The following is a 25,773-nucleotide window of genomic DNA, read 5'->3' as shown; positions in this document are numbered from 1 at the left end:
GATACTCGGATAATAATTTGATTTTTTGGGATTTTTTGTAAGGCTTTCTTGGCGTTTTACGGGTTTTTCTTTTCGGTTGTCCGCTTTTGATTTTCCTTCGGGGCTTTGGCAGCCTGCCTGTTCTTTTTCCCGGCAGGTTTTTTCTTTTTGTTTCCTGTGTGTATTTTGGCTTCTTGACTGAGTTTTTTAATTTTCAGGCGGTATCCGCCTCCCTGATGGCTGCTGATTTTAGGCAAATCCGCATCGGCGCACGATTCTGACGGGTCTGATGTATATACGCTTTTGCCATTTGAGTTGCAATGGTATATGGAGGCTTGCGCCGCCGCGCCGGAAAGGGACAGGAGAACCAAGGCGGCAAAAAGTCTGATGTTCATACCGGTAAAGTAAAAAGGCGGTGGTAACGTCCGAATTATACCGTTATTGGCAGACAAAGATAAGCACCCTGCCCGCGCTTCTTTATCGCTCGGCAAACTGTTTCTCGATTTCAGTTTCAATCCGTTCCAATTCTTCTTGGCAAGCCAGCCAAACCTCTTCGATTCGGTCAAGTTGTGTTTTGACTTTTGCCAGCTCGGATAAGGTGTTTTGCAATTTTTCTTTGTTTGCTTCAAGGTAAGCGTCTTCTTGTGCTAAAAATGCTTCACATGCCGTCTGAATTTCGGAAAGTTGCGCCATTTCTTTTTCAGCTTTGCCGATTTTCTGCTGTATCGGCTTGCCGCGTCGGGCTTTTTCCTGACGGATTTGCGCTTCGATGCGCTTGGTGTCTTTGCGGCTTTGGCTTTGTGCGGATGCTGCGGGCGCGACGGCGGCGTTTTCCTGTGCCAAACGCCATTGCCGGTAATCGTTTAAATCGCCGTCGAAGTTCTTCAGACGGCCTTTGTCGATCAGGAGGAAGCTGTCGGTAGTCGCTTCAAGCAGGCTGCGGTCGTGGGATACGACGATTAAGGCACCTTGGAAACTTTGCAACGCGAGCGTTAAGGCATGGCGCATATCCAAGTCCAAATGGTTGGTCGGCTCGTCAAGCAGCAGCAGGTTCGGCTTTTGCCAGATAACCATGGCAAGGGCAAGGCGGGCTTTTTCTCCGCCGGAAAAGGGTTTGGTTTTCTGCAACGCCATATCGCCTGCAAAGTTGAAGCCGCCGAGGAAATTTCGGATTTCTTGTTCGCGTACTTCGGGAGAAAGCTGCTGAATGTGCCAAACAGGGTTTTGGTCGGCGCGGATGGTGTCGAGCTGGTGCTGGGCAAAATAGCCGATATTGAGTTTTTCGGAACGGACGATGCTGCCGGAGAGCAAATCGATTTTGCCTGCCAAGGCTTTGATAAAGGTGGATTTTCCGCTGCCGTTGACACCCAATAACCCGTAACGTGCGCCGCTTTCTAACGATAGGGTGATGTCGTGCAAAACGGTTTTGCCTTCGTAACCCAAATCGGCGTGTTCCAGCTTCAGCAAAGGATTGGGCAGATGATCGGGATTGTAAAACTCGAAAGAAAACTCGCTGTCCAGATGCGCGGGCGCGACGCGTTCGAGTTTTGCCAATGCCTTCATACGGCTTTGCGCCTGCACGGCTTTGGTGGCTTTGGCTTTGAAGCGGTCGATAAAGGATTGCAAATGTTTGATTTGCGCCTGCTGTTTGACATAGGCGGCTTGTTGCTGCGCCAAACGCTGCGCACGTTCGTTTTGGTAAAAATCGTAATTGCCGCCGTATTGGGTCAGCTTTTGCTGCGACAGTTCGATGGTTTGTGTGGTCGTTGCATTGAGGAAATCGCGGTCGTGGGAAATGATGAATTGCGTGCAGGGCAATGAAGCGAGGTGGTTTTCCAGCCACAAGACGGTTTCCAAATCCAAGTGGTTGGTCGGTTCGTCAAGCAAGAGCAAATCGGCGCGGCAAATCAGGGCTTGGGCGAGATTGAGGCGCATACGCCAGCCGCCGGAAAAGGATTTGACGGGACGGCTGTGTTCTTCTTGCGAAAAACCCAGTCCGTCCAACAGTTTTGCCGCGCGGGCAGGCGCGGTATAAGCGTCGATTTCTTCCAATTTGGCGTGATATTCCGCCTGCTTCATACCGTCGTTTTCCGCCTCCGCCCGCGCCAATGCCGTCTGAAGGGTCTGTAACTCGGCATCGCCCTGCAAAACGTAATCCAAAGCGGAAATGTCCAAATCGGGCGTTTCTTGGGAAACGGAGGCAATCCGCCAGTTTTTCGGAATCGAGATATCGCCGCCGTCTTGAGTGATTTCGCCCTTGATTAAGGCAAACAGGCTGGATTTGCCCGTCCCGTTTTTGCCGATCAAACCGACGCGCTGACCGGGATTGACGGCAGCGGAGGCCTTGTCGAGCAGGACTTTCAAACCGCGTTGCAGGGTGAGGTTTTTAATTTCAATCATAACGGAAACATCGTCGGGCGGAAAAAGCCCGTATTTTACCTGAAAGAAAGTGCTGATGCCGTCTGAAACGGGAAATTTACGGTTGAAGCCACGCCCAGGCTTTACGCCCTTCAGAGTGCAAAAAGGCCAATGTCCTGCATGCCGATTCGGTATTCATACATTCCACACCGATTCCGATCTGAGAAAAATCCGCCATGATTTTGGGATGGATAAACTTCTGTACCGCCCCAGTTCCGATAATCAATATTTCCGGATAATCATCCGCTTTGACATCAGACAACAGATTATCCGGAGTCAGTTCTGACAATGACTGCCATTTCGAGGGCATTGCCGAACCTTGCCGCAACAGTACAGGCCGGTCGAAATATTGCCCCGCCAACCGGATTCCGCCCGCGCCGCATTCATATTCCGCAAACTGTCCGTCTATCGGATTTTCTTCAAACAGCATATTTTTGTCCTTTTGCCGCTTCAGTCGTGTCGGAAAAGGTGCAAAATCAGACAAATTCATGTAGGATTAGCGGATTTCATCTGACCTTTCCTGCTGATTTCAGACGGCATTTGATTTAAAGTGCGGCACAATTATATCGGCAGCGGATATTTTCGTCTTTCAATATTTACATTTCAGTCGGCTTACAAGGAGACACAATGAAGCCAGTAAACATCGGTCTTTTAGGTTTAGGTACGGTCGGCGGCGGTACGGCTGCCGTGTTGCGGGACAATGCGGAGGAAATCAGCCGCCGTTTGGGACGCGAAGTGCGCATCAGTGCCGTATGCGACTTAAGCGAAGAAAAAGCCCACCAAATCTGCCCGTCCGCCGCCTTTGTCAAAGACCCGTTCGAACTGGTCGCGCGTGAAGACGTCGATGTCGTCGTCGAACTGTTCGGCGGTACGGGCATCGCCAAAGAAGCGGTGTTGAAAGCCATTGAAAACGGCAAACACATCGTTACCGCCAATAAAAAACTGCTCGCCGAATACGGCAACGAAATCTTCCCGTTGGCGGAAAAACAAAACGTTATCGTCCAATTTGAAGCGGCAGTCGCCGGCGGCATCCCGATTATCAAAGCCCTGCGCGAAGGTTTGGCGGCAAACAGAATCAAATCCATCGCCGGCATCATCAACGGCACCAGCAACTTCATCCTTTCTGAAATGCGCGAAAAAGGCAGCGCGTTTGCCGACGTATTAAAAGAAGCGCAGGCATTGGGCTATGCCGAAGCCGACCCGACCTTCGACATCGAAGGCAACGACGCAGGCCATAAAATCACCATCATGAGCGCGCTGGCATTCGGTACGCCGATGAACTTTTCCGCCTGCTACCTCGAAGGAATCAGCAAACTCGACAGCCGCGACATCAAATACGCCGAAGAACTCGGCTACCGCATCAAACTTTTGGGCATCACCCGCAAAGCCGAAAAAGGTATCGAATTGCGTGTCCACCCTACCCTGATTCCCGAAAGCCGCCTCTTGGCAAACGTCAACGGCGTGATGAACGCCGTGCGCGTCAATGCCGATATGGTTGGCGAAACCTTATATTACGGTGCGGGAGCGGGTGCATTGCCGACTGCTTCCGCCGTGGTTGCCGATATCATCGACATCGCCCGCCTGATCGAAGCCGATACAGGCCACCGCGTACCGCATCTGGCGTTCCAACCCGCCCAAGTCCAAGCGCAAACCATCCTGCCTATGGACGAAATCACCAGCAGCTACTACCTGCGCGTCCAAGCCAAAGACGAACCGGGCACGCTGGGGCAAATCGCTGCGCTGTTGGCACAAGAAAACGTGTCCATCGAAGCACTGATTCAAAAAGGCGTGATTGATCAGAGCACTGCCGAAATCGTGATTCTGACCCACAGCACGGTCGAAAAATACATCAAGTCGGCAATCGCAGCCATCGAAGCACTGGATTGCGTGGAAAAACCGATTACCATGATCCGTATGGAAAGCCTGCATGACTGAGCCGAAACACGAAATGTCCGCCGAAGAGCAGGCCGCGGCGCGTAAAAAAGCGAAAGCCAAAATCCGCACCATCCGCATTTGGGCGTGGGTCATTTTGGCGTTGCTCGCTTCAACCGCCCTGCTCTCCCAATGCGCCATGTCCAAACCGCAGGCGAAGCAGAGAATTGTCGAGTCCTGTGTGAAAAACATACCGTTTGCCGAAAAATGGCAGAACGATTTGAAAGCGCGCGGCTTGGATGCGGACAATACCCGCCTCGCCACCGATTACTGCAAATGTATGTGGGAGCAGCCTTTGGACAGATTGAGCGAGAAACAGATTAGTTCCTTCGGCAAACTCGGCGCACAAGAACAGCTTGACCTGCTTGGCGGTGCAAACGCGTTTGAAGCGCGCGACAGACGGTGCGTTACTGATTTGAAAGCTGATTGAACCGCTAAACCGGAATGCCGTCTGAACACGGGAAAAGCGTTTCAGACGGCATTTTTTCAAACTGACCAACAGGACAAATAAAAAGCCGATTCTTCAAGGAATCGGCTTTTTGCTGAAAAACAGTTTACAGTGCGTCTTTCAATGCTTTACCTGCACGGAATTTAGGCGTTTTGGCGGCGGCAATGGTCAGAGGCTCGCCGGTTTTGGGGTTGCGGCCTTGGCGTTCTGCACGTTCGCCGACGTAGAAAGTACCAAAACCGACCAAAGTAACGGTGTCGCCTTGTTTCAGGGCGTTGGCTACTGCATTGGTAGTGGCATCCAAAGCTTTTTGTGCGGCGGCTTTGGAAATGCCGGCTTCTTGAGCAATCGTTTCAATCAATTCAGACTTGTTCACAATCAGTCCCTTCCTATCTTAAAAAATGATGAAATGCCCGAATACTCGGGGGTTTGTACTGCTTGAGCAACTTTCGCTTTATAGCAATTCTGAAATTGCCGTGTCAAGCAAAAAATACGGAATCGCCCTATTTTACAGGCTTTCAGGACGAAACCGCATTTTTACAACACATTTCCTGCGTTTCAATGTTTGATTGCCCTGCTGCGGGGTTTCGGTTTTGAAGCGGGGTCCGCCGCCGCTTCCACGGCAGAAGGTTCTGCCCAAGGCTCAGGCCGGCTTTCCAAACCCAGAGCCAATACCTCGTCTATCCATTTGACCGGATGGATGGTCAGGCCGGTTTTCACGTTTTCAGGGATTTCCTCCAAGTCTTTGACGTTGTCTTTCGGAATCAGGACGTGTTTGATGCCGCCGCGAAGCGCAGCCAACAGTTTTTCCTTCAAACCGCCGATGGGCAAAACTTCGCCGCGCAGGGTGATTTCGCCCGTCATGGCAACATCGGCGCGCACCGGGATTTTGGTGAATGCGGAAACCATCGCCAAAGTCATGGCAATGCCCGCACTCGGACCGTCTTTCGGTGTCGCACCTTCGGGAACGTGAACATGGATGTCTTTTTTCTCGTAAAAATCAGGAGCCAAACCCACTGATTCTGCACGGGAACGGACAACAGACCATGCTGCGGACACGGATTCTTTCATCACATCGCCCAACTGACCGGTACACTGGATCACGCCCTTGCCCGGCAAGGCTGCGGCTTCGACGGTCAGCAGTTCGCCGCCGACTTCCGTCCACGCCAAACCGGTTACCTGCCCGACGCGGTTTTCGCTTTCGGCAACGCCGTAATCGAAGCGGCGCACACCCAAATAGTCGTGCAGATTTTTCTCGTTAACTTTAACCGTTTTAGGTTTGGCCTTACTTGCTTTTTTGGTTTCAGACGACCTTTTTTTGTCTTGTTCCAAAGTAATCTGCATCACCACCTTACGGCAGATTTTGGCAATCTCGCGGTCGAGCGAACGCACGCCCGCCTCGCGGGTGTAGTAACGGATAATATCGCGCACCGCGCTTTCTTCGATTGCCAATTCACCTTCTTTCACGCCGTTGCGCTTCATTTGTTTCGGCACGAGGTACTGCATCGCGATATTGATTTTTTCGTCTTCGGTATAGCCCGAAAGACGGATGATTTCCATACGGTCGAGCAGCGGGGTCGGGATATTCAGGCTGTTTGAAGTCGTAATAAACATCACATCGCTCAAATCGTAATCCACTTCGGCATAATGATCGGCGAACTTGTTGTTTTGTTCGGGATCGAGCACTTCAAGCAACGCGCTGGCAGGGTCGCCGCGGAAGTCGCTGCCCAGCTTGTCGATTTCATCAAGCAGGAACAATGGGTTTTTCACACCCGCTTTCGCCATGTTTTGCAGGATTTTGCCGGGCATAGAGCCGATATAGGTGCGGCGGTGTCCTCGGATTTCGCTTTCGTCGCGCACGCCGCCCAAGGCCATACGGACATATTTCCGACCTGTCGCTTTGGCGATGGATTCGCCCAAAGAGGTTTTGCCCACGCCCGGAGGGCCGACCAGGCACAGAATCGGACCTTTGAGTTTGTCCATGCGTTTTTGGACGGCGAGGTATTCCAAAATCCGTTCTTTGACTTTTTCCAGGCCGTAGTGGTCGGCATCCAGCACCAGTCCGGCTTTGGCGATGTCTTTGCTGACGCGGGATTTTTTCTTCCACGGCAGTTCGAGCAGGGTGTCGATGTAGTTGCGTACGACGGTGGATTCGGCAGACATCGGCGGCATCATTTTGAGTTTTTTCAGTTCGGACAGGCATTTTTCTTCCGCTTCTTTGGTCATACCCGCCTTTTTGATGCCTGCTTCCAAGGCATCCAGTTCGCCGTTTTCGTCTTCTTCGCCCAATTCTTTGTGTATCGCTTTAATCTGTTCGTTCAGATAATATTCGCGCTGGGATTTTTCCATTTGGCGTTTGACGCGTCCGCGTATGCGTTTTTCGGCCTGCATAATGTCGAGTTCGGATTCCAGCTGTGCCAGCAGGAATTCCATCCGTTTGCCGATTTCGGGAATTTCCAAAATCTGTTGGCGTTGCGCCAGTTTCAACTGCAAATGCGCTGCGACCGTATCGGTTAGCCGGCTGTTTTCGGCAATGCCGTTGATGCTGCCGATAATTTCGGCGGGGATTTTTTTATTGAGTTTGGCGTATTGTTCAAACTGCGCCAAAAGGGTGCGGCGCACGGCTTCGAGGTCGGTATTGCCGCCCTCATCTTCTTCCCCGACTGCCTCTATATGGGAAACGAATAGACCGCCCGTGTCTTCAATGGTCAGAACACGTCCGCGATACAGACCTTCGACCAATACTTTTACCGTGCCGTCGGGCAGTTTCAACACTTGCAGGACTTGTGCGACCGTACCGGTTTGATACAGGTCTGCGGCGGAGGGGTTTTCTACTGCGGCATCGGTTTGCGCCAACAGGAAAACCGGTTCCTCGCGGGTAATGGCGTTTTCCAGTGCGGCGATGGACTTCTCCCTGCCGACGAACAGCGGCAGAACCATATGCGGGTAAACGACGACATCCCGTAAAGGAAGGGTCGCCAAAGCAGCATATTCCTCAAAATGCTTTTCTTTTTGTGTCATGGATACTCTCTTGTGTCTGACAGAATACGGATTGCCGCGTAAATTGGGGTTGAAAGCATTATTTCAAGCATACGCAGTTTATTTATGGAGTTTGATGCGATGCCGTCTGAAACATTCCGGCTTCAGACGGCATGGGCTTGGAAAGACAAGGCGGGAATAAAAACTGTTCTGTGTTGCCGCTCCTTGCTGTACCATCCGTATGGTTTACGGTTCTGCCGCCCTATTTTCAAAACATGACGCAGGTATCCCATGTCTTCTTTTATTTTTCCCGATAACGGGTTCGAATGGCGCAATGAAAGTCTGCAAAAGCCGCCCAAAGGTTGGCATTATATCCGCGAAAGTGGCGCAGACGGCATTTTGAAGGCTGCCTATCAAAATATTGCAACTGTCTGGCAGGGCGATTTCCACAATGCCAAACAGGTGCTTTCGGCAATGAAGAAGAAGGTCCGCAAACCTGCCGCCGTCCGTTCCGATGCGGACATCGCCGCCCTTTTCCACGCCCACCGTATGAAGCAGGCGCAACAGAGCCGTATTCTGAATATGCTTGCCGTTGAAATCCGCCCCGGTTTTGTGTTGGACAACAAACGCGCGCCCGATATACGCGCCGCTTTGCTCGACGTGTACGGAGAGGCGGACGGCAAACCGTTTTTCCTGCCGCTCAATCTGCTGCTGGGGTTTATGGGTGCGCACGAGTGGCATAAGAAAGGGGTTGCCGTTCCGCAGCTGGGCGGCAGCATACACGTTCCTTTCGGCGTATTTTCGCCGTTGCGCGGCGAGTATCTCAACCTGCTTGCCCATGCGCCGTCAACGGGTTTTCAGACGGCATTCGACATCGGGACGGGCTCCGGCGTGCTTGCCGCCATTTTGGCGAAACAGGGCATTCCTTCCGTCATCGGCACGGATACCAATCCGAGGGCGGTTGCCTGCGCCCGTGCCAATATTGCCCGTTTGGGTTTTGAAAAACAGGTTGAAATCCGCGAAACCGATCTGTTTCCCGAAGGGTTTGCCGATTTAATCGTCTGCAATCCGCCCTGGCTTCCCGCCAAGCCGACTTCCGCCGTCGAATCCGCATTATACGACCCCGAATCTGCGATGCTGGCTGCGTTTTTGCGTGATGCGCCGAAACATCTGAATCCCGACGGAGAAATCCGTCTGATTATTTCCGACCTTGCCGAACATCTGCACCTGCGTCCGTCCGATTTTCTGGATAAGGCATTTGCTCAGGCAGGTTTACGCGTTGCCGATATTATGAAAACCAAGCCGAACCACAAAAAAGCTGCCGACCCGGACGATCCGCTGGCTTTTGCCCGAAACAGGGAAACTACTTTCCTGTACCGTTTGAAAAAGACATAACAAAACGGCTGCCCGTTAAAGCAGCCGTTTTTCATGCAGATTTGTACGATGCCGTCAGAAAATGTATTCCAACTGGCCGCGCACTACGTCGACATTTTGTCTGACGTTGCCCGCCGTCGGCGTAACCTGTTTGCCGTTCAGGTAGAAGCCCTTAATCCGCCAGTTTTTCCAAGGGATGTAGGTCAGACCGAGCTGTACGCCCTGAACGTTTTTGCTGTAATCCTCAGCCGAAGACACGCCGGACAGCGAACCGACTTTGCGGTAGTTGGCGAATACGTCGTAAGACTGCGGTTTTTTGGTGTCGGCAAGTTTGTAGCGCAATTCGGTAAACACGCCGTAATTGGCGATTTTGCCTCCCGCATCGTGATAGGCTTTCAGATTGGATTTGCCGGCTGCCGCCATCCAGCGGATATTGTCGTTCAGTTTCACGTCCGTACCGATTTCGCCCAATACGGCATCATGTTCCGCGTTTCCGTGTTTGACTTTGTCCATATAGCTGACGGTTGCGCCGACATTGATGCGTTCGCTGACGGGCAAAGTTGCCTGGGCGGAGGCAAAATGCCTGCGGTGTCCGCCTATGCCCCATACGTTATCGTTAAGATTGCCGGTTCTGCGTCCGAGTGTAATTTTCGCCGGTAGCGAGGTATTGTCGAAAAACAGTTCGGCACCGATAACTTCCGTATCCCAAACCCTGCCGTAAGAGGAGAATGCGCCAAATTTGCCGATACGCGCCTTCAGATTGGGCGTAAGGCTGCCTTCTGCATAGAGTTTGTTCATCGGCACATCGTGTTTGCCGTTGAATTTGCCTGTTTCCAGATTGATGTTCGGCTCGATTTGGACGACCGCCTTCCAATCTTTATAGAGTTTGGCACGCAGCCACAATTCGGTATTGAAGTCGGCGTTGGTGTTTTCGCCGGTCGGATAGGAGCCGCTGTTGCTTGCCGCCGTATCTTTGCCGTCCACGCGCACGCGGAAACCGCCGTTGAGTGTCAGCCTGTCGCCGAACAGACTGATTTTGTCGTCGTCTTTGCTGATGATGCTGCCCGAGTTGACGTAATCGCCTGTAGTCGAAAGGGCTGCCGCATCACGACCGCCGTCGATACCCGATGCCGACACGGGAAGGGAAACCAGCATTGCCATGACGGTCAGAAGCGTGGGTTTCAATAAGTCCATACTGTCTCCGATAAAAGAGGAAAACGTCGGTAATTGTTGTATTTCGTGCAGACCTATCGTATGGAAAGCCATCTGTCGGGTCAAGAAAATATTGACGGTTTTTAACGTTTTTTATCGGGGTTTGATGTGTGTCAATCTTGGGAAAACACACGTTTGAGCATATTGCCCAATGCCGTCTGACGGACTTTGACAGTAGCTGCCGCCTGACGGAAGGTTTCTTCTCCGCCGAAGAACACGAATTTTTCCTTTGCCCTGGTAATGGCGGTGTAAAGCAGCTCCCTGCTCAAGCCGGAAAGCGCATCGTCCTCCTCGTTCGAAGGTGCGGCAGAGGGCGGCAGCAGCCAGACTTCCCGATACTCCGAACCTTGGCTTTTGTGGACGGTCATGGCGAATGCGGGTTCAAAATCCGGAAGGCAGCTGACTGCAACCTTTTTAAATCCGTCCGCATCGGCAAAATAGGCGGCAAGGCTGCCCTGCCGTCCGACATCTTCCATAATCAGTCCGATGTCGCCGTTGAACAGTTCAAGCGCGTAGTCGTTCTGCCTGATCATAATCGGCTCTCCGGCAAAATATGCCGGATGTTCCGGTATGTTCATTTTGCGGCGTACATGGCTGCAATAGGCTTCGTTGAAGTCTTCCGCATCCTGCCGCCAAGCTGCCAAAACCACGATATCCGAGATGCCCGCGTATGCGGCTTCGATATTGCCGTCTTTTACCGCCTGCCAATAGGCTTTGTGCGCCCGGTACAACCTTTCGACTCGAGCACTCGGACTGCATTCCGAATGTTCCAGTTCGTCCGGAAACCGGTCAAACAATGCCCACGCCCCTTCATCGCCCGATACGGCGGCACGGGCAAGGCAGCCGATGCCGCTGTCGCCGCCGAAGCGGTGGCTGAACGACAAATGGGCGGTGTTTTGCGCCAACACGGGCGGATTTGCGCTGACGCTGAAACCGTGTTCCGGAAGGAAGCCGGCCAGCCTTTGGTGCGTTTCTCCGTCCAAAACGGTTTTTTGCGACAGGACGGACAGCACGGCCCCGATTCCGACGGACGGAAGCTGGTTTTCATCCCCCAGCAGAATCACGCGCGCGCCGGTTTTGACTGCTTTTAAAAGTTGCAGCATCAATGCCGTATCCAGCATAGAGGCTTCATCGACAATCAATACGTCGAACGGCAGCGGGCGGATATGGTCGAACGCCGACTGCATTTTGGGCGGATACAGCTTCAGCAGGCGGTGGACGGTTTGCCCTTCCAGTTTGAGCAAATGGCGACGGACGGCCTCCAGCGCGTCAAAACCGTTGATTGCACGGTGCAGCGCACGCGCCATATGTGCCGCCGCTTTGCCTGTCGGTGCGGCAAGCGCGATGTTGGGAAGATTTTCGTCTTCACCGCAAATCAGCGCCAGCAGTTTGGCAACCGTTGTCGTTTTGCCCGTTCCCGGCCCGCCGGTAATCACCATAAAAGACTGCAACAGTGCCAAGGCAGCGGCATCGCGCTGTCCTTCGCTGCCCGTGCCTTGAAACCATTTTGCGAGGTTTTGCCGCGCGCCTGCCGCGTCGGGGGCGGACGTGCCGGCTGCCGCCAAGCGTTTTATCTCGACCGCCAAATCGTATTCCAACTGCCACATCCTGCCCAAAAACAGCCTTCTGCCTTCCAAAATCAAAGGCGCGGCGGATGTTCCGACCACGGGCGCGAGTGCCGACAGCGCGTCAGCCTCGCCACCGCTCAAACGGATAAACGAATGACCGTTTTGCAATGCCTGAAACAGGCGTTCGGTGCAGTTGGCAAGCACTTCGCTGCCTAAACCCGCATAGTGTTCCAAAAAACGGATTGCCGCCCTTGCCGCCGCTTGGGCAAATTCATCTGTCTGCCGCTCCATCGTATTCCTTGTCGAAATGCCGTCTGAAGGCGCGGGGCTTCAGACGGCGCGGTGTTGTTTCGGCTGTTTAGGCGTTTGCGCCCTGTTTGGGGTGCAGGCTGCCGTCTTTCATCTCCATAACGCTCCCGAAGCGGCCGGCAAGTTCGTCGTCGTGCGTTACGACCACCAGCCCTGTCCCCAATTCTGTTTTCAGTTCCAGCATCATATCCAGAACATTCCTGGCGTTTGCCCGGTCGAGGTTGCCGGTCGGTTCGTCGGCAAGCAGGCATTTGGGTTGCGTAACCAAGGCGCGTGCAATGGCGGCACGCTGCCGCTCACCGCCGGACAGTTCGCCTGCGCGGTGCGCCGAACGGTGTTTCAGTCCGACCTTTTCCAGCATCGCCATTGCTGCCTCCGCAGCTTCTTCACGGCTTTTTTTGCCGATTAGAAGGGGCATCATCACGTTTTCCAGTGCCGAAAATTCGGGCAGAAGATGGTGGAACTGGTACACGAAACCGAGATGGCGGTTGCGCAAATCGCCCAAACGCCGCTGGTTTAAGGCACGCAAATCCTCGCCCATCAGCAGCACCCTGCCTTCAGACGGCATATCCAGCCCACCCAAAATATGCAGCAGTGTCGATTTTCCGCTGCCCGAAGAGCCGACGATGCCGGTACTTTCTCCGGCACGGATTTCCAAATTCAGACCATGCAGAACCGGAACATCCAAACCGCCGTCCCGATAGCGTTTGCCCACGCCTTCGCATTTCAAAATCAACTCACTCATAACGCAAAGCCTCCGCCGGTTGGGTTTTTGACGCGCGCCAGCTCGGGTAGAGCGTGGCAACGAAAGACAGTCCCAAGGAAATGCAGGCAATCAGGGCAACGTCGCCCATATCGACATCGCTGGGCAGGTAGTCGATAAAATAAACCTGAGAATTAATGAGGTGGACACCGAACAAACGTTCAAAAAATGCAACAATCCTTCCCACATTCCAGCCCAACAACACGCCGCAGACCACACCCGCCAGCGTGCCGAAAAAGCCTGAAAACGCGCCCTGCACCATAAAAATCTTCATCACGCCGGCAGGGGAAAGACCCAAAGTCCGCAAAATCGCAATGTCCGCCTGCTTTTCCGTAACCGCCATTACCAAGGAAGAGACAAGGTTGAACGCCGCCACGGCGATAATCAGCGTCAGGATGATGAACATCATCCGTTTTTCCAGTTCGACCGCCTCAAAATAGCTGCGGTTGCTGTACGTCCAATCGCGCACCCAAACCGCGTCCCTTTGCGCCTCCGGAATCAGTGTTGCCGTCAAGGCGGGGGCGTTTTGCGGGTCGGCGAGTTTCAGCCGCAGCCCCGCAACTTCCTTATCCAAGCGGTACAGTACGCGCGCGTCTTGGATATGCGTCATCGCCAATGAGTTGTCCACTTCGTAAACGCCCGTCTTGACCAGACCGACCACGGTAAACTGCTTCAGGCGCGGCACGACTCCGGCAGGGGTAACGTTGCCCTCCGGCGTGATGACGGTAACTTTATTGCCGACTTCCGCACCCAAAGCCTCCGCCAAACCGACACCGAGGATAATGTCAAACTCGCCCGGAATCAGGTCTTCAAACTTGCCTGCCGGCATTTTGTCGCCGTATTCCACCACTTTGCGCTCTTCAGACGGCAAAATGCCGCGCATCTGCACGCCCCTGATTTCGCCCGCGTTTGCCAGCAATGCCTGATTGGAAACATAGGGCGCGGCAGCCAAAATACCTTTGCGGTTTTCGGTAAACCGAAGCAGGTTGCGCCAATCCGTATCCGTATTGTCGATATAGCCGATTTCGGCGTGCGGCGCGACATTCAGGAGCTGCCCGCGTATTTCTTTCTGAAAGCCGTTCATAACCGACAAGACGACAATCAGCGCGGTTACGCCCAAGGCGATTCCGGCAATCGAAACCATCGTGATAAACGACATAAAGCCGTTGCGCTTTTTCGCCCTGAGATACCTCAAGCCTATCCAAGCCTCTAGAGAAAACATAACGCTACCTTAAAAATGTCTGCAAACGTGCCGCCCCGGACGGCGGTTTGGGGGCGGCGGCAAAAGTTTATTGTACCGTAAAACCCCGGCAGCGTTCGAACGCCCGAGTGCGGGGGACGGGGCGGCAGAGCGGGCGGAAAACTTGCACAACGCGTCAAACTGCCCTATCCTTTCCTTCAGAAAAACCGTTTCTTGAGGAAAACAATGAATATCCGAACTGCTTTTGCTTTGTGCGCCATCGCCTTATCCGCCGCTGCGGCTGCCTACGCCAAAGAAATCAAAATCGATGCCAACAACACGCCTTATTCCGAAGCCGACGCGCAAAAACTGGCGGCAACGGCAGTCGGTATGGGCGTTAAGGAACCTGTCAGCCTGAACGGCGGCAGCGGCAGCATTACCGTGTCCGGCAGCAGCGCGACGCAGTGCGTGTTCAAAGTCGGCAACGGAGGCGCGTTGCAGATTCAAGGGCTCAACTGCAAGTAAACCGCCCGGAAAAATGCCGTCTGAAGGCTTCAGACGGCATTTTGCATTGGCGGCGTTACGCCCCGCCTTCTTTAATCAGCCGCCGTTCGTACACCGCCTGCGCCAGCGTTCCCGCATCGACATATTCCAATTCGCCTCCCAAGGGGATGCCCTGCGACAGCCTGCTGACTTTGTAAGGCAGGTTTTTGAAAAACTCGGACAGGACATACGCCGTGGCATTGCCTTCTGCGGTAAAAGCGGTTGCAATAATGATTTCTTCGACTTCCCCGCTACCCAGCCGTTGCGCCAGCCTGTCCAATGCGATGGCGGATACGTCTATTCCCAATGCCGTATTGATTTGCCCCATTAGGACGAAATACAGCCCGTCGTGGCAGTTTGCCGCTTCCATATTCGACACGTCGGCAGGCATATGCACCACCATCAGCCGCCGACCGTCGCGTGTTTCATCGGCACAAATATCGCACAATCCGCCTTCGCAAAACGTGTTGCACCTCGCGCAATGGTGAACCTGTCTCAATGCCGTCTGTAAGGCATCCGCCAGCTCTTCAGCCTCTTTGCGCTTGTGCTGCAACAGATGGTACGCCATCCGCTGTGCCGATTTCGGCCCGACGTTGGGCAATACTTTCAGCGCACCTATCAGCCTTTGGAAGGCATCCTGTTTTTTGGAATTCATCATACTCCGCCATATGGGAAAACGGTCGGAATATTCCGACCGTTATGTCGTCAACAAAAGTGTCAATTACTGACCGTCGCCGTTGTCGACCGATTGCGCTCCTTTGGTCTGTTTGATTTTGCCGTTGAAATAGCGGATCAGCAGGTCGAAGGTATTGGCAGACTGCTGTTGCGCCAAAGCCTGTTTCGCAGGCGGGATGCGCGCGGCGGTATCATCGGGCGGCGTTACAGCCTGTACTTCGACAATCACGGGTGCCGGCAGGCCGGTCAGTCTGACATAGGCGGGTTTGCCGTTTGCAGGTTTTGCTTTCAGCAGTTCCGCATAAGCCTCGGGCGGCATGGACTGCCTTGCCTGCTGCGCGCCCAAAATAGACACTTCCGACCATTTCACGTCAACTGCCTTGCCTCCGCTCAACTGCGCCAGCGTTTCTTTTGCCTTGTTTTCGGCAAGTTTGGCGGCTTCAGCGCGGATATAAGCCTGACGCACCGCATCTTTGGCTTCTTCAAACGGTAAGGTTTTTTCTTCGCGGACTTCTTTGGCACGGACGACCCATGCGGTTTCATTATTGATAGACAATACTTCGGAATTGTGTTTTTTCTTCAATACGTCGTCGCTGAATACGGCATTGATCAGGTTTTCGGGCATACCGGACATTTGCGCGTCCTGCCTGCTCAACCACGTATCTTGAGTTTCCACTTTCAAACCGCTGTTTTTGGCGGCTTCGGCAAGCGAGGAAGGATGGTTGAACGCATCATCGCCCAGCTTTTCTTTTGCCTTATTGAAGTCGGCAACCGCCTTTTTCATTTTCAATTCGTTTTCGACGGCGGCTTTTTCCTGCTCGAAAGAAGGTTTGGCTTCATTTGCCGGCAAACGCGCCACGCGCTCTTCAAACGCATTTTTCACTTCTGTTTCGCTGACGGTCTGCTTGTCTGCAAAATCCTTCAGATTCAGGGCGACATATTCCAATTTGACTGCCTGCGGCAGCAGGTAGTCTTTTTTGTTTGCATTATAAAATTTCTGCAAATCGGCTTCAGACGCTTTGACTTGGGCGATGAACTCGTCGGGATTGAAGGTGTGCGAACGGATGGTGCGGTTGACCTGCGTCAGCCTGATCAGCTGTTCCGCCTGCACGTCGCCGACCAAGACACCGTTTTGAACAAGGTTTACCAAATTCTGCAATGCGAATTGGTTACGGATTTCCTCGACGAACTGGTCTTCCGACATATGGCGTTGCGAAAGGTACTGGCTCAAAAGAGCATGGCTGAATTTGCCGTTTGCGTCGTGGAAATTGGGATCATCCACAATCATCTGCTTGATTTGTTCGGAAGAAACCGAAATGCCCATCAGCTTCGCGCCCTGTTTCAGATAGGCGCGTTGCAGCAGGGATTGGAATACGGCATCGCGTGACGGGCTGCCGCCGTCAGCCTGTTCATTTTGCATGGCGACATTAATCGAATGATCGCTGATTTTTTCGTCGCCCACTTGGACGATGTAGTCGGCGCCCGGATGGGATACCGTGCTGACCCCGAAGCCGACGAAGGTTAATGCAATCAGCCCCAAAAGGACTTGGGCGGGCGTTCTGTATTTTTCGATGGAATGGAACATATTTTAAATCGGGATATAGAATGGGAACGGGAAATTCAAGTCGGGTATTGTAACGGTTTTTATCCCTGTCTGCACGGGGCTTGCCGGTTGAAGATGCCGTCGTAGGTTTCTTCGCTGAAGCCGACGTAAACCCTGCTGCCGCACTCCAATACGGGACGCTTGATCAGGCTCGGCATTTCGGACATCAGTTTGACGGCCTCCGCTGTCGAGGACAGGGCTTTTTGCTGTGTTTCGGCATCAAGTTTGCGCCATGTGGTTCCCCGTTTGTTGAGCAGGGTTTCCAAAGGCACTTGTTCCAGCCACGAGCAGATTTCCGCTTCAGACGGCCTCTGTTTCTTAAAATCCCGAAATTCAAACTCCAAGCCGTATCCGGTAAGCCGGTTTTTGGCTTTTTTGACCGTATCGCAATTTGGAATGCCGTGAAGGATTATCATTTGAAAACCTTTTGCCTGAAATAATAAAACGGACATTTTACTATAAGTGTCTGAAAATTTGCCCGTCTGTTTCAGACGGCAGTGCGCTTATGTTACAATCCGAAAATTCGAAAAATTAATCTCTTGTTCAATAAAGGCTTTACCAATAATGATTTCTACCAACGGCATTACCATGCAGTTCGGCGCGAAGCCGCTGTTTGAAAACGTATCCGTCAAATTCGGCGAAGGCAACCGCTACGGCTTGATCGGCGCGAACGGTTCGGGCAAATCCACCTTCATGAAAATCCTCGGCGGCGATTTGGAACAGACTGCGGGCGAAGTGGCGATTGAAAACGGCGTACGCTTGGGTAAGCTGCGCCAAGACCAGTTTGCCTACGAAGACATGCGCGTGCTGGACGTGGTGATGATGGGGCACACCGAAATGTGGGCGGCGATGACCGAACGTGATGCGATTTACGCCAACCCCGAAGCCACCGAAGACGATTACATGAAAGCCGCCGAACTAGAAGCCAAGTTCGCCGAGTACGACGGCTACACCGCCGAAGCGCGCGCCGCCGAACTGTTGAGCGGCGTGGGCATTTCCGAAGATTTGCACAATGCGACCATGGCGGAAGTCGCCCCGGGTTTCAAACTGCGCGTATTGCTGGCGCAAGCCCTGTTCTCCAAACCAGACGTATTGCTCTTGGACGAACCGACCAATAACTTGGACATCAATACCATCCGCTGGTTGGAAGGCGTGTTGAACCAATACGACTCCACCATGATTATCATCTCGCATGACCGTCACTTTTTGAACGAAGTCTGCACCCACATGGCGGATTTGGACTACAACACCATCACCATCTATCCGGGCAACTACGACGACTACATGCTCGCTTCCGCCCAATCGCGTGAGCGCGCCCTGAAAGACAACGCCAAAGCCAAAGAGAAACTGCAAGAGCTGCAAGAGTTCGTCGCCCGCTTCTCTGCCAATAAATCCAAAGCCCGTCAGGCAACCAGCCGTCTGAAACAGGCCGACAAAATCAAATCGGAAATGGTCGAAGTCAAACCTTCCACCCGCCAAAACCCGTATATCCGTTTTGAAGCCGATGAAAAAGCCAAGTTGCACCGTCAGGCTGTGGAAGTTGAAAAACTGGCCAAACGTTTTGAAACCCAGTTGTTTAAAAACCTGAACTTCATCCTTGAAGCAGGCCAACGCCTTGCCATCATCGGCCCGAACGGCGCAGGTAAATCTACCTTGCTGAAACTCTTGGCCGGCGCGTACAACCCCAAATATTCAGACGGCCTGTTGCCGGACGAAGGCAGCATCAAATGGGCGGAAAAAGCCAGTGTCGGCTACTACCCGCAAGACCATGAAAACGACTTCGACGTCGATATGGATTTGAGCGAATGGATGCGCCAATGGGGGCAGGAAGGTGACGACGAACAAGTCATCCGGGGCACTTTGGGGCGTTTGCTCTTCGGCAGCAACGACGTGGTAAAAAAAGTGAAAGTCCTCTCCGGCGGCGAAAAAGGCCGTATGCTTTACGGCAAACTGCTGCTGCTGAAACCCAATGTTTTGGTGATGGACGAACCGACCAACCATATGGACATGGAAAGCATCGAATCCTTGAACATGGCACTGGAAAAATACAACGGCACGCTGATTTTCGTCTCGCACGACCGTCAGTTTGTATCTTCACTGGCTACCCAAATCATTGAATTGGATGGCAAAGGTGGATATGAACACTACTTGGGCGATTACGAAAGTTACTTGGAGAAAAAAGGCGTAGCATAAACGCACAAAATACCCTCCGGTTGAAACAATGCCGTCTGAAGCCTCTTCAGACGGCATTATTGATAACTTTAAAATAGGAAGCATATGCAGACTTACCTCGTCGGCGGCGCAGTCCGCGATTATCTTTTGGGCTTGCCCGTCAAAGACCGCGATTGGGTGGTCGTCGGCGCAGACGCGCAAACCATGCTGGCGCAAGGCTTCCAGCCGGTCGGCAAAGATTTTCCCGTATTCCTTCATCCCAAAACCCACGAAGAATACGCCCTCGCCCGTACCGAGCGCAAAACCGCCAAGGGCTATGCCGGTTTCAGTTTCCACGCCGACAAAGACGTTACGCTGGAGCAGGACTTGATGCGCCGCGACCTGACCATCAACGCGATGGCGCAAGATGCGGACGGCAAGATTATCGACCCTTTCGGCGGACAACAGGATTTAAAGGCAGGCATTTTGCGCCACGTTTCCCCCGCCTTTGACGAAGACCCCGTCCGCATTCTGCGCACTGCCCGCTTTGCCGCGCGCTACGGATTTGAAATCGCCGAAGAAACCATGAAGCTGATGCGGAAAATGGTCGAAAACGGCGAAGCGGACGCATTGGTTGCCGAACGCGTCTGGCAGGAATTGGCAAAAGGCTTGATGGAGAAAAATCCCCGCAGGATGATTGAAGTGTTGCGCGAATGCGGCGCGCTTAAAGTCTTGCTGTCCGAAGTCGATGCCCTCTTCGGCGTGCCGCAACGCGCCGACTACCATCCCGAAATCGACAGCGGCATCCATACCCTGATGACGCTGCAACGCGCCGCCGATATGGGTTTGAGCCTGCCCGAACGCTATGCCGCCCTGCTGCACGACTTGGGCAAAGCCAAAACGCCGCCCGACATCCTGCCGCGCCACTACGGACACGACATCAACGGCGTCAAACCCGTGCGCGAAGTCAATCATCGGCTGCGTGCGCCGAAACATTGCGCCGAGCTTGCCGAATTGGTTTGCCGTTGGCACATTATTTTCCACCAAGTCGGACAGCTTAAAAGCCAAACCATTCTGAACGTATTGAAAAAAACCGATGCCTTCCGCCGTCCCGAGCGTTTTCAGACGGCATTGAACGTCTGTATCGCCGATACGCAAGGCCGTCTGAACCGCGAACACACGCCCTACCCGCAACGCGCGCACTGGCTCGCCCTGCTCGAAACCGCCAATCAGGCGGATTCGGGCAAAATCGCTGCCGAATGCCGCGCGCAGGGAAAAGCGCACCTTATCGCCGAAGAAATCGACCGTGCGCGGTTGGCACGAATCGCCCCGCTGCAAAAAGCGTTTCGTACGGAGTAAGAAAAGACGGAAAGACATTAATTCGATAAAGCAAAGCCCCGAAGTGCTAGCTTCGGGGGCTTATCGGATAGAAAAGAAATTTCATCGGATGACTGTGGAAACAATCCATTTAATATAGATTGCAAATATCCAAGTTCAAATATTGAAAAGCAAGATAAACCAAAATAAATAATACCTTTAATATTATTATATTTATTTATTATTATATTTATTGTTGGATTGCAATATATTATGGTTAGCTTTAGTTATTTTAAAACGAAGGTCGATTATATTTAAAATAGTACATATGCCTGTTGACAGAATATATCCAATTAATGCAAAAATCAAGCTGGAAGCACCTATATGGATAGTGTTGGATGTGCCTAATATCCAAGTAAAACATCCTGAAATCAAAATCAATTGCCAGAATTTCTTTATCAACTGTTTTTCAAATATCACAAATGGAATAATCAATTGAATTAATATCAATAAATTATTTTCCAAATGATTCCAGTTACCATGCATTGTCCATGACATAGCAATTCCATATATGGAATTAAATGAAAAAGTTCTTGGATAAATGCCAAATTGATTATAATCAATAAATCCAGCAACATATCCTATTATAATAAATAGGAAAAATATTGTTGTTATAATCAATTTGTTATTAAATATATTTTTAATCAACAGTTAACGCCTGATCCATGTAATTCAGTGATATGATTGCAAGTAGGGCATTTATATTTATAGATTTGTCCATTTGGTATAGATATAAGCAATGGAATTGAAAAATGTCTTGGGTCGTTACATTGCTTGATTTTATTTCCATTCATATTTTTCATAAAATTTCCTTAGTCTTTATTAAAATAGTTTATTTCTTTTCAAACATCCAAATGTGATTTTCTTTATAGAATCGAATGGTATCACCTATTTTCCAATTTCCGCTTTTCAATAAGTTGTCGTTGCTTTGGCTAAATCGACCTGTATTTTTTACCAATTTTGGGTCATTGATTTTAAAATAGATGAATGTAGTATTTACGGTTTTATAATTTTCTGACATGCTTTTTTTCATGGCATTATCATACTTTGCATTTCCAAATATCGAACCAACAATCAATCCAACCAAACCTGCGCCTATTGAAGTATTACGTGTTTGAACATCATTATGGTGTGTCAATTGGGATGAAACAGCACCTGATAAATTTCCAATAGTCAAACCAAATCCCGGATAATCTTCCTTGTATTGGCGTGTTAATTGATAATTATTTAATCCTTCATCATAATTCGGATTAGTACGAACAACAGTGCTGCTAGGTTTCATATCAATAACGGTTGCATAATATTCCGTTTGTTCATCAAGAGGTGTAAGTGTGGTTGAATCATTGACATATTTACCTACAAACAAAAGGTCTGGATAGTTTGGATATAAATGAAAATTTCTACTCATTTGATTCCATTTTATAAAATTTTCTTTGCCCATTACGTCCATATAGCTAGGTTTTTTTGAGTATTAGTTTCAGCTTCAGCTTCGCTGTTTATAACATTCTTCCGCTTTATCAATTTGTTGATCAGAAGCCATAGCATTACCCACGCACATTAAGGCTGCTAATGTGATAAATTGGATTTTTTTGGATGTAATTCCCATGTTGATACCTTTCATGAAATAATGACTTGATTGCTTTAATTATTAAGAATGTAATTTTTACAATTCAAATTAGACTTATATTGGTCATATTGTAAGGAGGCTTGAAGAAATGGCGAAAGTTATTTTATTCTTGTTTCTTTTGTTAGTTTGCACTCCAGCCTACTAATGAAAAACTGAAATAACAAGGGGTGGCAGAACACCGCGCCCCTTTCGCCAACCTTTCTACGAACCATTTTACTGCAACGGTTTTAAAAATCAAGGATTACCTATGGACGAAAAAGCCGAAAAGCAAGCAGGGTATCAGCGGAAATACAACGCACAATGCAGCCACTTGAAAATTTTGAGGACGATACCCAATCCAAGCTTTACAACGGCCGCCGCCATATCCGCTATAATTCACGCTTCAGCCATTCCGCCCCCGACATAAAATCATGCCTCTGAAAACCGATTTATTGCCTAAAATCAACAATGAAGATTATCAACGCCTTATCCTAAAACACAGCGCGGAATTCAGCGAGGGCGAAATCCGCCTGTTGAACGAAATCCTCGAAAAATTCAATTTCGACGTTGTTCAGGCGCAGGCATTGGCGCAGGCGGTAATGCAGCAAGTCCGCTTCGATCCCAACGCCTACCACATCGACAGCGACGACGAAGACACCACCGGCATCTGCCCCCACTGCATCAACCCGCCTATGCCGCCCCTGCGCGACTATCTCGTTTGGCGCGAAACGCGCGGATAAAACGCTTTTGACCGTTATCTTTTCAATGTCGTCTGAAACGCCGCCGACCGTTCGGACGACATACCCGACAAAGGGAACACTATGCTGCAAACCGACAACCTGACCGCCGCGCAACCGCAACGCATCGTTGCCGCCCAAACCGCCTCCGCACAGGAAGAACTGCTCGAACGCGCCCTCCGCCCCAAAACGCTGGACGACTACATCGGGCAGCATAAAGCCAAAGAGCAGCTCGCCATTTTCATCCAAGCCGCCAAAAAACGCGGCGAAGCACTCGACCACGTTTTGCTTTTCGGCCCGCCCGGACTGGGCAAAACCACCCTTGCCCACATCATCGCCAAAGAGTTGGGCGTAAATTTGCGCCAAACCAGCGGTCCCGTCCTCGAACGCGCCGGCGATCTCGCCGCCCTTTTGACCAACCTTGATCCGCACGACGTATTGTTTATCGACGAAATCCACCGGCTAAGCCCTGTTGTGGAAGAAATCCTCTACCCCGCGCTCGAAGACTACCGGCTCGACATTATGATAGGCGAAGGGCCCGCCGCCCGTTCCGTCAAAATCGACCTGCCGCCCTTCACGCTTGTCGGCGCGACCACCCGCGCCGGTATGCTGACCAATCCGTTGCGCGACCGCTTCGGCATCGTCTCCCGCCTCGAGTTTTACGAAAACCGCGACCTTACCACCATCGTCAGCCGTTCGGCACAACTGTTGCAGCTCGATATGTCCGAAGAAGGCGCGGAAGAAATCGCCAAACGCAGCAGGGGCACGCCGCGCATCGCCAACCGCCTGTTGCGCCGCGTGCGCGATTTCGCCGATGTGAAAAACAATGGCATGATCGATGCCGCCGTCGCCGATGCCGCTTTAAGTATGCTGGATGTGGACGCGCAGGGGCTGGACGTGATGGACAGGAAATTCCTCGAAGCCGTTTTGCACAAATTCGGCGGCGGCCCCGTCGGTTTGGACAACGTTGCCGCCGCCATCGGCGAATCTACGGACACCATCGAAGACGTTATCGAACCCTACCTCATCCAACAAGGCTTTTTGCAACGCACCCCGCGCGGCAGGATGGCGACCGAACGCGCCTACCTGCATTTCGGGCTGCCCGTCGAAAAATAAACCATGCCGTCTGAAACCGAACCGCCGACCAAAGTCGGACATCATCCCCTTTGTTTGCAACAGCTTCAGACGGCATGTATTTTTTATCAGGTTTTGTACCCTATCCGTTGCAGAATGCAGGATTCGCAAAATTCCGTACTGCTCGGACTTGATACTGACAACTGCAATGCCGACTGATGCGCCGATAGTAACGCCTGAAGAAAAACCGTTTGCCATATACTGATATACATCCATTGAAATAAGGTTGTTTGCATGTTTATCGTCGGTATGCTTATGTGTCGCCACATTCGGCGTATAAGCATTGGTATCCACCAAAGCGACCTTGACCGTATCATCCGCCCGGTTCAACTGCCCCTCCAAGAACATCTGGCGGGAAGTATCATAAAGCGTATTGGCCATACCGTACCTTTCCGTTAAAAACCCCATTAAACCAAGCGCATCGGCGGCATTCAACCGCCTAAAAAAAGCCCGAACCGTTTTCAGGTTCGGGACTTCCTCAATACCCGAAGGCAAAACCGCCGTCCGTCCGCGCATCCGACCGGCTGTCCGGCAGGTAGATGCCGTCTTTCGCCCCCGCAACGGTCGTTGCCGGTTCCTCATGCTTGACATAATATTTTTCGACTTAATGGCACGCTCCGAATGCTTCCTGTTCCACTGCGCCACCACGCCGCGCAACTCGTGCAAAGCCGACGCGTGCCATGCCGCACCGCCCAATCCGCCCTTGACGGACTCCTTAGCCGTTAAAGCCGCAAATTCAGGCATTCCCTTAGCCGCCGCAACGCCCATTTTCTTTAATACAGCCTTCTCGGCGGCTTTCCTGCCCATATTCAAAATACCGCCGCCAAGCCTCATCGTCGCCTTGTCCACCACACCGACACCTTCGCCCTTATCCCAAGCCACGCCAAGCTCCCTGCGAGCCTGAGACTTACGCCCCTCCTGAATCTTCCGATAATCCATATCCTCAGCCTTCAGTTGGCTGAGTTCCTCTGTATCGCGCGTAAAAGCATTCCACGCCATACGCACCGAACGTGCAGAATTTTTAAACCCGCGCGTCAACGCCCAATCATCGGAAGCCTCTCGCGCATCTTTTTCAGTAAAGCCGCGATACTTCTTCACCCCCCAGCAAGCTGCCCGTGTTCCAACGGATCGTATCTGACCAAATCATTCATTGCCCAACCCTCTTCTCGCCTTTTCCATTCACATATAAGTTACACAAAAAACACACCGACAAACCATTTCTCGGGGCAAATAAAAAGCCGCCTGAAGCAAATTTGCTTACAGACGGCATTATTCCGATGTTATTCAAACAAAACCGATTTAAAGATTCCCCAAATATTCCAACAAAACCAACCAACGCGTGTGCGGCATATCGCAATGCGCTTTCAAACCCATTGCCACCTCCCGCTTTTGTTCCGTCGCCAAAGTTACGCCCGTAATCTCGGCAACCCACTTTTGCGTCAAGCCGTATTTATGGCGCAATTCCTTCAGGTTGTTTGGCGTGTAACCGATGTTTTCACGGTAATGCAAGAGGTTTTTGAATATATTGCAAGATTCTGATTTATATGGTTTTAAATTTATCCAAGCCCAATAAAAAAGCCACCTGGTTAAATCAGGTGGCCTGTATTTTGCGTCCCTAAATTGTTCCAATGTGTATTAATTGCTTGATTTATTTATTGTTAATGGTGCTACGGAGAGACTCGAACTAAATAATTAATATATTGATATTTATACATATAATTTCATGAATTTGGAAAAATACCCCCAAATACACCCCCATTTTGTCAAAGTCAAAATTTTCAGGGG

General features: G+C 51.5%; 25 protein-coding genes. 10 read left to right on the top strand and 15 right to left on the bottom strand.

Translation table 11 applies throughout. From position 1 onward, the window contains the following. Positions 1 to 56: 56 nt before the first annotated feature. The 3 genes from DBY86_RS03235 to DBY86_RS03225 all read right to left on the bottom strand — a co-directional run bounded on the left by DBY86_RS03235 (position 57) and on the right by DBY86_RS03225 (position 2,827). On the bottom strand, positions 57 to 494 hold the full coding sequence (locus DBY86_RS03235) for a DUF4124 domain-containing protein (RefSeq protein WP_234403366.1): 438 nt from the start codon (positions 492 to 494) through the stop codon (positions 57 to 59). Further along, positions 457 to 2,379, bottom strand: coding sequence for an ATP-binding cassette domain-containing protein (locus DBY86_RS03230; RefSeq protein WP_107818901.1), 1,923 nt, complete (start codon positions 2,377 to 2,379; stop codon positions 457 to 459). Before DBY86_RS03230 ends, DBY86_RS03235 begins: the two co-directional genes overlap by 38 nt. Before the next feature lie 76 nt (positions 2,380 to 2,455). Then, positions 2,456 to 2,827: an MTH938/NDUFAF3 family protein gene (locus DBY86_RS03225; RefSeq protein ID WP_107819033.1), complete on the bottom strand. Its 372-nt coding sequence runs from the start codon at positions 2,825 to 2,827 to the stop codon at positions 2,456 to 2,458. Positions 2,828 to 3,024: 197 nt separating this feature from the next. On the opposite strand from DBY86_RS03225, the gene DBY86_RS03220 reads away from it, so the two are divergent. Beyond that, positions 3,025 to 4,332, top strand: coding sequence for a homoserine dehydrogenase (locus DBY86_RS03220; protein WP_107818900.1), 1,308 nt, complete (start codon positions 3,025 to 3,027; stop codon positions 4,330 to 4,332). Further along, positions 4,325 to 4,759 (top strand): hypothetical protein, encoded by a 435-nt coding sequence (locus tag DBY86_RS03215; RefSeq protein ID WP_107818899.1) that lies wholly within the window; start codon positions 4,325 to 4,327, stop codon positions 4,757 to 4,759. The genes DBY86_RS03220 and DBY86_RS03215 overlap by 8 nt, the downstream gene beginning before the upstream one ends. A 124-nt stretch (positions 4,760 to 4,883) precedes the next feature. On the opposite strand, the gene DBY86_RS03210 is transcribed toward DBY86_RS03215, so the two are convergent. Beyond that, entirely contained in the window at positions 4,884 to 5,153 is a 270-nt protein-coding gene (locus tag DBY86_RS03210) for an HU family DNA-binding protein (protein ID WP_107818898.1), read from the bottom strand. Positions 5,154 to 5,335: 182 nt separating this feature from the next. Beyond that, positions 5,336 to 7,798, bottom strand: a complete 2,463-nt coding sequence (lon, locus tag DBY86_RS03205) for an endopeptidase La (protein ID WP_107818897.1) — start codon at positions 7,796 to 7,798, stop codon at positions 5,336 to 5,338. A 249-nt stretch (positions 7,799 to 8,047) separates the two neighbouring features. On the opposite strand from lon, the gene DBY86_RS03195 reads away from it, so the two are divergent. Then, positions 8,048 to 9,151, top strand: a complete 1,104-nt coding sequence (locus DBY86_RS03195; protein ID WP_107818896.1) for a N5-glutamine methyltransferase family protein — start codon at positions 8,048 to 8,050, stop codon at positions 9,149 to 9,151. Positions 9,152 to 9,205: 54 nt separating this feature from the next. On the opposite strand, the gene DBY86_RS03190 is transcribed toward DBY86_RS03195, so the two are convergent. The 4 genes from DBY86_RS03190 to DBY86_RS03175 all read right to left on the bottom strand — a co-directional run bounded on the left by DBY86_RS03190 (position 9,206) and on the right by DBY86_RS03175 (position 14,204). Continuing rightward, positions 9,206 to 10,324, bottom strand: a complete 1,119-nt coding sequence (locus DBY86_RS03190) for a hypothetical protein (protein WP_234403365.1) — start codon at positions 10,322 to 10,324, stop codon at positions 9,206 to 9,208. A gap of 131 nt (positions 10,325 to 10,455) precedes the next feature. Beyond that, complete coding sequence (recD, locus tag DBY86_RS03185) at positions 10,456 to 12,201, bottom strand: exodeoxyribonuclease V subunit alpha (protein ID WP_107818895.1); 1,746 nt, start codon at positions 12,199 to 12,201, stop codon at positions 10,456 to 10,458. Positions 12,202 to 12,268: 67 nt separating this feature from the next. After that, positions 12,269 to 12,964: a lipoprotein-releasing ABC transporter ATP-binding protein LolD gene (gene lolD, locus DBY86_RS03180; protein WP_107818894.1), complete on the bottom strand. Its 696-nt coding sequence runs from the start codon at positions 12,962 to 12,964 to the stop codon at positions 12,269 to 12,271. Next, positions 12,957 to 14,204 (bottom strand): lipoprotein-releasing ABC transporter permease subunit, encoded by a 1,248-nt coding sequence (locus DBY86_RS03175; protein ID WP_107818893.1) that lies wholly within the window; start codon positions 14,202 to 14,204, stop codon positions 12,957 to 12,959. Before DBY86_RS03175 ends, lolD begins: the two co-directional genes overlap by 8 nt. Positions 14,205 to 14,408: 204 nt before the next feature. Here DBY86_RS03175 and DBY86_RS03170 point away from each other — a divergent pair, with 204 nt between their 5' ends. Continuing rightward, positions 14,409 to 14,687: a hypothetical protein gene (locus DBY86_RS03170; protein ID WP_003709976.1), complete on the top strand. Its 279-nt coding sequence runs from the start codon at positions 14,409 to 14,411 to the stop codon at positions 14,685 to 14,687. A gap of 55 nt (positions 14,688 to 14,742) precedes the next feature. On the opposite strand, the gene recR is transcribed toward DBY86_RS03170, so the two are convergent. The 3 genes from recR to DBY86_RS03155 form a co-directional block, all read right to left on the bottom strand. Further along, complete coding sequence (gene recR / locus DBY86_RS03165) at positions 14,743 to 15,360, bottom strand: recombination mediator RecR (RefSeq protein WP_107818892.1); 618 nt, start codon at positions 15,358 to 15,360, stop codon at positions 14,743 to 14,745. Between the two features lie 66 nt (positions 15,361 to 15,426). Beyond that, entirely contained in the window at positions 15,427 to 16,965 is a 1,539-nt protein-coding gene (locus DBY86_RS03160; RefSeq protein ID WP_107818891.1) for a SurA N-terminal domain-containing protein, read from the bottom strand. 59 nt (positions 16,966 to 17,024) lie between these two features. Further along, positions 17,025 to 17,399, bottom strand: coding sequence for an arsenate reductase (locus DBY86_RS03155; protein WP_107819031.1), 375 nt, complete (start codon positions 17,397 to 17,399; stop codon positions 17,025 to 17,027). A 148-nt stretch (positions 17,400 to 17,547) separates the two neighbouring features. Here DBY86_RS03155 and DBY86_RS03150 point away from each other — a divergent pair, with 148 nt between their 5' ends. Continuing rightward, entirely contained in the window at positions 17,548 to 19,176 is a 1,629-nt protein-coding gene (locus DBY86_RS03150) for an ABC-F family ATPase (protein WP_107818890.1), read from the top strand. A gap of 84 nt (positions 19,177 to 19,260) precedes the next feature. After that, positions 19,261 to 20,493 (top strand): multifunctional CCA addition/repair protein, encoded by a 1,233-nt coding sequence (locus tag DBY86_RS03145; protein WP_107818889.1) that lies wholly within the window; start codon positions 19,261 to 19,263, stop codon positions 20,491 to 20,493. Positions 20,494 to 20,685: 192 nt separating this feature from the next. Here DBY86_RS03145 and DBY86_RS03140 read toward each other — a convergent pair whose 3' ends face one another. Continuing rightward, positions 20,686 to 21,159, bottom strand: a complete 474-nt coding sequence (locus tag DBY86_RS03140; protein WP_159068538.1) for a rhomboid family intramembrane serine protease — start codon at positions 21,157 to 21,159, stop codon at positions 20,686 to 20,688. 184 nt (positions 21,160 to 21,343) lie between these two features. Further along, positions 21,344 to 21,952, bottom strand: coding sequence for a hypothetical protein (locus DBY86_RS03135; RefSeq protein WP_159068537.1), 609 nt, complete (start codon positions 21,950 to 21,952; stop codon positions 21,344 to 21,346). A 596-nt stretch (positions 21,953 to 22,548) separates the two neighbouring features. Between DBY86_RS03135 and DBY86_RS03130 the strand changes: the two genes are divergently transcribed. The 4 genes from DBY86_RS03130 to DBY86_RS14075 all read left to right on the top strand — a co-directional run bounded on the left by DBY86_RS03130 (position 22,549) and on the right by DBY86_RS14075 (position 24,892). Beyond that, positions 22,549 to 22,857 carry a hypothetical protein gene (locus DBY86_RS03130; protein ID WP_107818886.1) on the top strand — a complete coding sequence of 103 codons (309 nt, stop codon included), beginning with the start codon at positions 22,549 to 22,551 and terminating at the stop codon, positions 22,855 to 22,857. A gap of 81 nt (positions 22,858 to 22,938) precedes the next feature. Beyond that, the gene (gene ruvB / locus DBY86_RS03125) at positions 22,939 to 23,970 is read left to right on the top strand and encodes a Holliday junction branch migration DNA helicase RuvB (RefSeq protein WP_107818885.1); all 1,032 of its coding nucleotides are present in this window, start codon (positions 22,939 to 22,941) and stop codon (positions 23,968 to 23,970) included. 3 nt (positions 23,971 to 23,973) lie between these two features. Beyond that, on the top strand, positions 23,974 to 24,147 hold the full coding sequence (locus DBY86_RS13280; protein WP_199901032.1) for a hypothetical protein: 174 nt from the start codon (positions 23,974 to 23,976) through the stop codon (positions 24,145 to 24,147). Positions 24,148 to 24,568: 421 nt separating this feature from the next. Continuing rightward, positions 24,569 to 24,892, top strand: a complete 324-nt coding sequence (locus DBY86_RS14075) for a hypothetical protein (protein WP_199901031.1) — start codon at positions 24,569 to 24,571, stop codon at positions 24,890 to 24,892. A 395-nt stretch (positions 24,893 to 25,287) separates the two neighbouring features. On the opposite strand, the gene DBY86_RS03115 is transcribed toward DBY86_RS14075, so the two are convergent. Then, positions 25,288 to 25,497, bottom strand: coding sequence for a helix-turn-helix domain-containing protein (locus tag DBY86_RS03115; RefSeq protein ID WP_107818884.1), 210 nt, complete (start codon positions 25,495 to 25,497; stop codon positions 25,288 to 25,290). Positions 25,498 to 25,773: the final 276 nt, after the last annotated feature.

The organism is Neisseria bergeri (genome assembly GCA_003044455.1).
In the GTDB taxonomy this organism is placed as follows: domain Bacteria; phylum Pseudomonadota; class Gammaproteobacteria; order Burkholderiales; family Neisseriaceae; genus Neisseria; species Neisseria bergeri.
This window is presented reverse-complemented; position numbering and strand designations above follow the sequence as displayed.

What these genes read in the sequence shown, in the direction of transcription:
- DBY86_RS03155 (WP_107819031.1), bottom strand. Translation starts at nt 17,399, where the DNA reads ATGATAATCCTTCACGGCATTCCAAATTGCGATACGGTCAAAAAAGCC.
- DBY86_RS03130 (WP_107818886.1), top strand. Translation starts at nt 22,549, where the DNA reads ATGCCTCTGAAAACCGATTTATTGCCTAAAATCAACAATGAAGATTAT.
- DBY86_RS03225 (WP_107819033.1), bottom strand. Translation starts at nt 2,827, where the DNA reads ATGCTGTTTGAAGAAAATCCGATAGACGGACAGTTTGCGGAATATGAA.
- recR (WP_107818892.1), bottom strand. Translation starts at nt 15,360, where the DNA reads ATGAATTCCAAAAAACAGGATGCCTTCCAAAGGCTGATAGGTGCGCTG.
- DBY86_RS14075 (WP_199901031.1), top strand. Translation starts at nt 24,569, where the DNA reads ATGCTTGACATAATATTTTTCGACTTAATGGCACGCTCCGAATGCTTC.
- DBY86_RS03175 (WP_107818893.1), bottom strand. Translation starts at nt 14,204, where the DNA reads ATGTTTTCTCTAGAGGCTTGGATAGGCTTGAGGTATCTCAGGGCGAAA.
- DBY86_RS03230 (WP_107818901.1), bottom strand. Translation starts at nt 2,379, where the DNA reads ATGATTGAAATTAAAAACCTCACCCTGCAACGCGGTTTGAAAGTCCTG.
- lolD (WP_107818894.1), bottom strand. Translation starts at nt 12,964, where the DNA reads ATGAGTGAGTTGATTTTGAAATGCGAAGGCGTGGGCAAACGCTATCGG.
- DBY86_RS03150 (WP_107818890.1), top strand. Translation starts at nt 17,548, where the DNA reads ATGATTTCTACCAACGGCATTACCATGCAGTTCGGCGCGAAGCCGCTG.
- DBY86_RS03190 (WP_234403365.1), bottom strand. Translation starts at nt 10,324, where the DNA reads ATGGACTTATTGAAACCCACGCTTCTGACCGTCATGGCAATGCTGGTT.
- DBY86_RS03145 (WP_107818889.1), top strand. Translation starts at nt 19,261, where the DNA reads ATGCAGACTTACCTCGTCGGCGGCGCAGTCCGCGATTATCTTTTGGGC.
- DBY86_RS13280 (WP_199901032.1), top strand. Translation starts at nt 23,974, where the DNA reads ATGCCGTCTGAAACCGAACCGCCGACCAAAGTCGGACATCATCCCCTT.
- DBY86_RS03135 (WP_159068537.1), bottom strand. Translation starts at nt 21,952, where the DNA reads ATGGGCAAAGAAAATTTTATAAAATGGAATCAAATGAGTAGAAATTTT.
- ruvB (WP_107818885.1), top strand. Translation starts at nt 22,939, where the DNA reads ATGCTGCAAACCGACAACCTGACCGCCGCGCAACCGCAACGCATCGTT.
- DBY86_RS03195 (WP_107818896.1), top strand. Translation starts at nt 8,048, where the DNA reads ATGTCTTCTTTTATTTTTCCCGATAACGGGTTCGAATGGCGCAATGAA.
- recD (WP_107818895.1), bottom strand. Translation starts at nt 12,201, where the DNA reads ATGGAGCGGCAGACAGATGAATTTGCCCAAGCGGCGGCAAGGGCGGCA.
- lon (WP_107818897.1), bottom strand. Translation starts at nt 7,798, where the DNA reads ATGACACAAAAAGAAAAGCATTTTGAGGAATATGCTGCTTTGGCGACC.
- DBY86_RS03160 (WP_107818891.1), bottom strand. Translation starts at nt 16,965, where the DNA reads ATGTTCCATTCCATCGAAAAATACAGAACGCCCGCCCAAGTCCTTTTG.
- DBY86_RS03220 (WP_107818900.1), top strand. Translation starts at nt 3,025, where the DNA reads ATGAAGCCAGTAAACATCGGTCTTTTAGGTTTAGGTACGGTCGGCGGC.
- DBY86_RS03170 (WP_003709976.1), top strand. Translation starts at nt 14,409, where the DNA reads ATGAATATCCGAACTGCTTTTGCTTTGTGCGCCATCGCCTTATCCGCC.
- DBY86_RS03215 (WP_107818899.1), top strand. Translation starts at nt 4,325, where the DNA reads ATGACTGAGCCGAAACACGAAATGTCCGCCGAAGAGCAGGCCGCGGCG.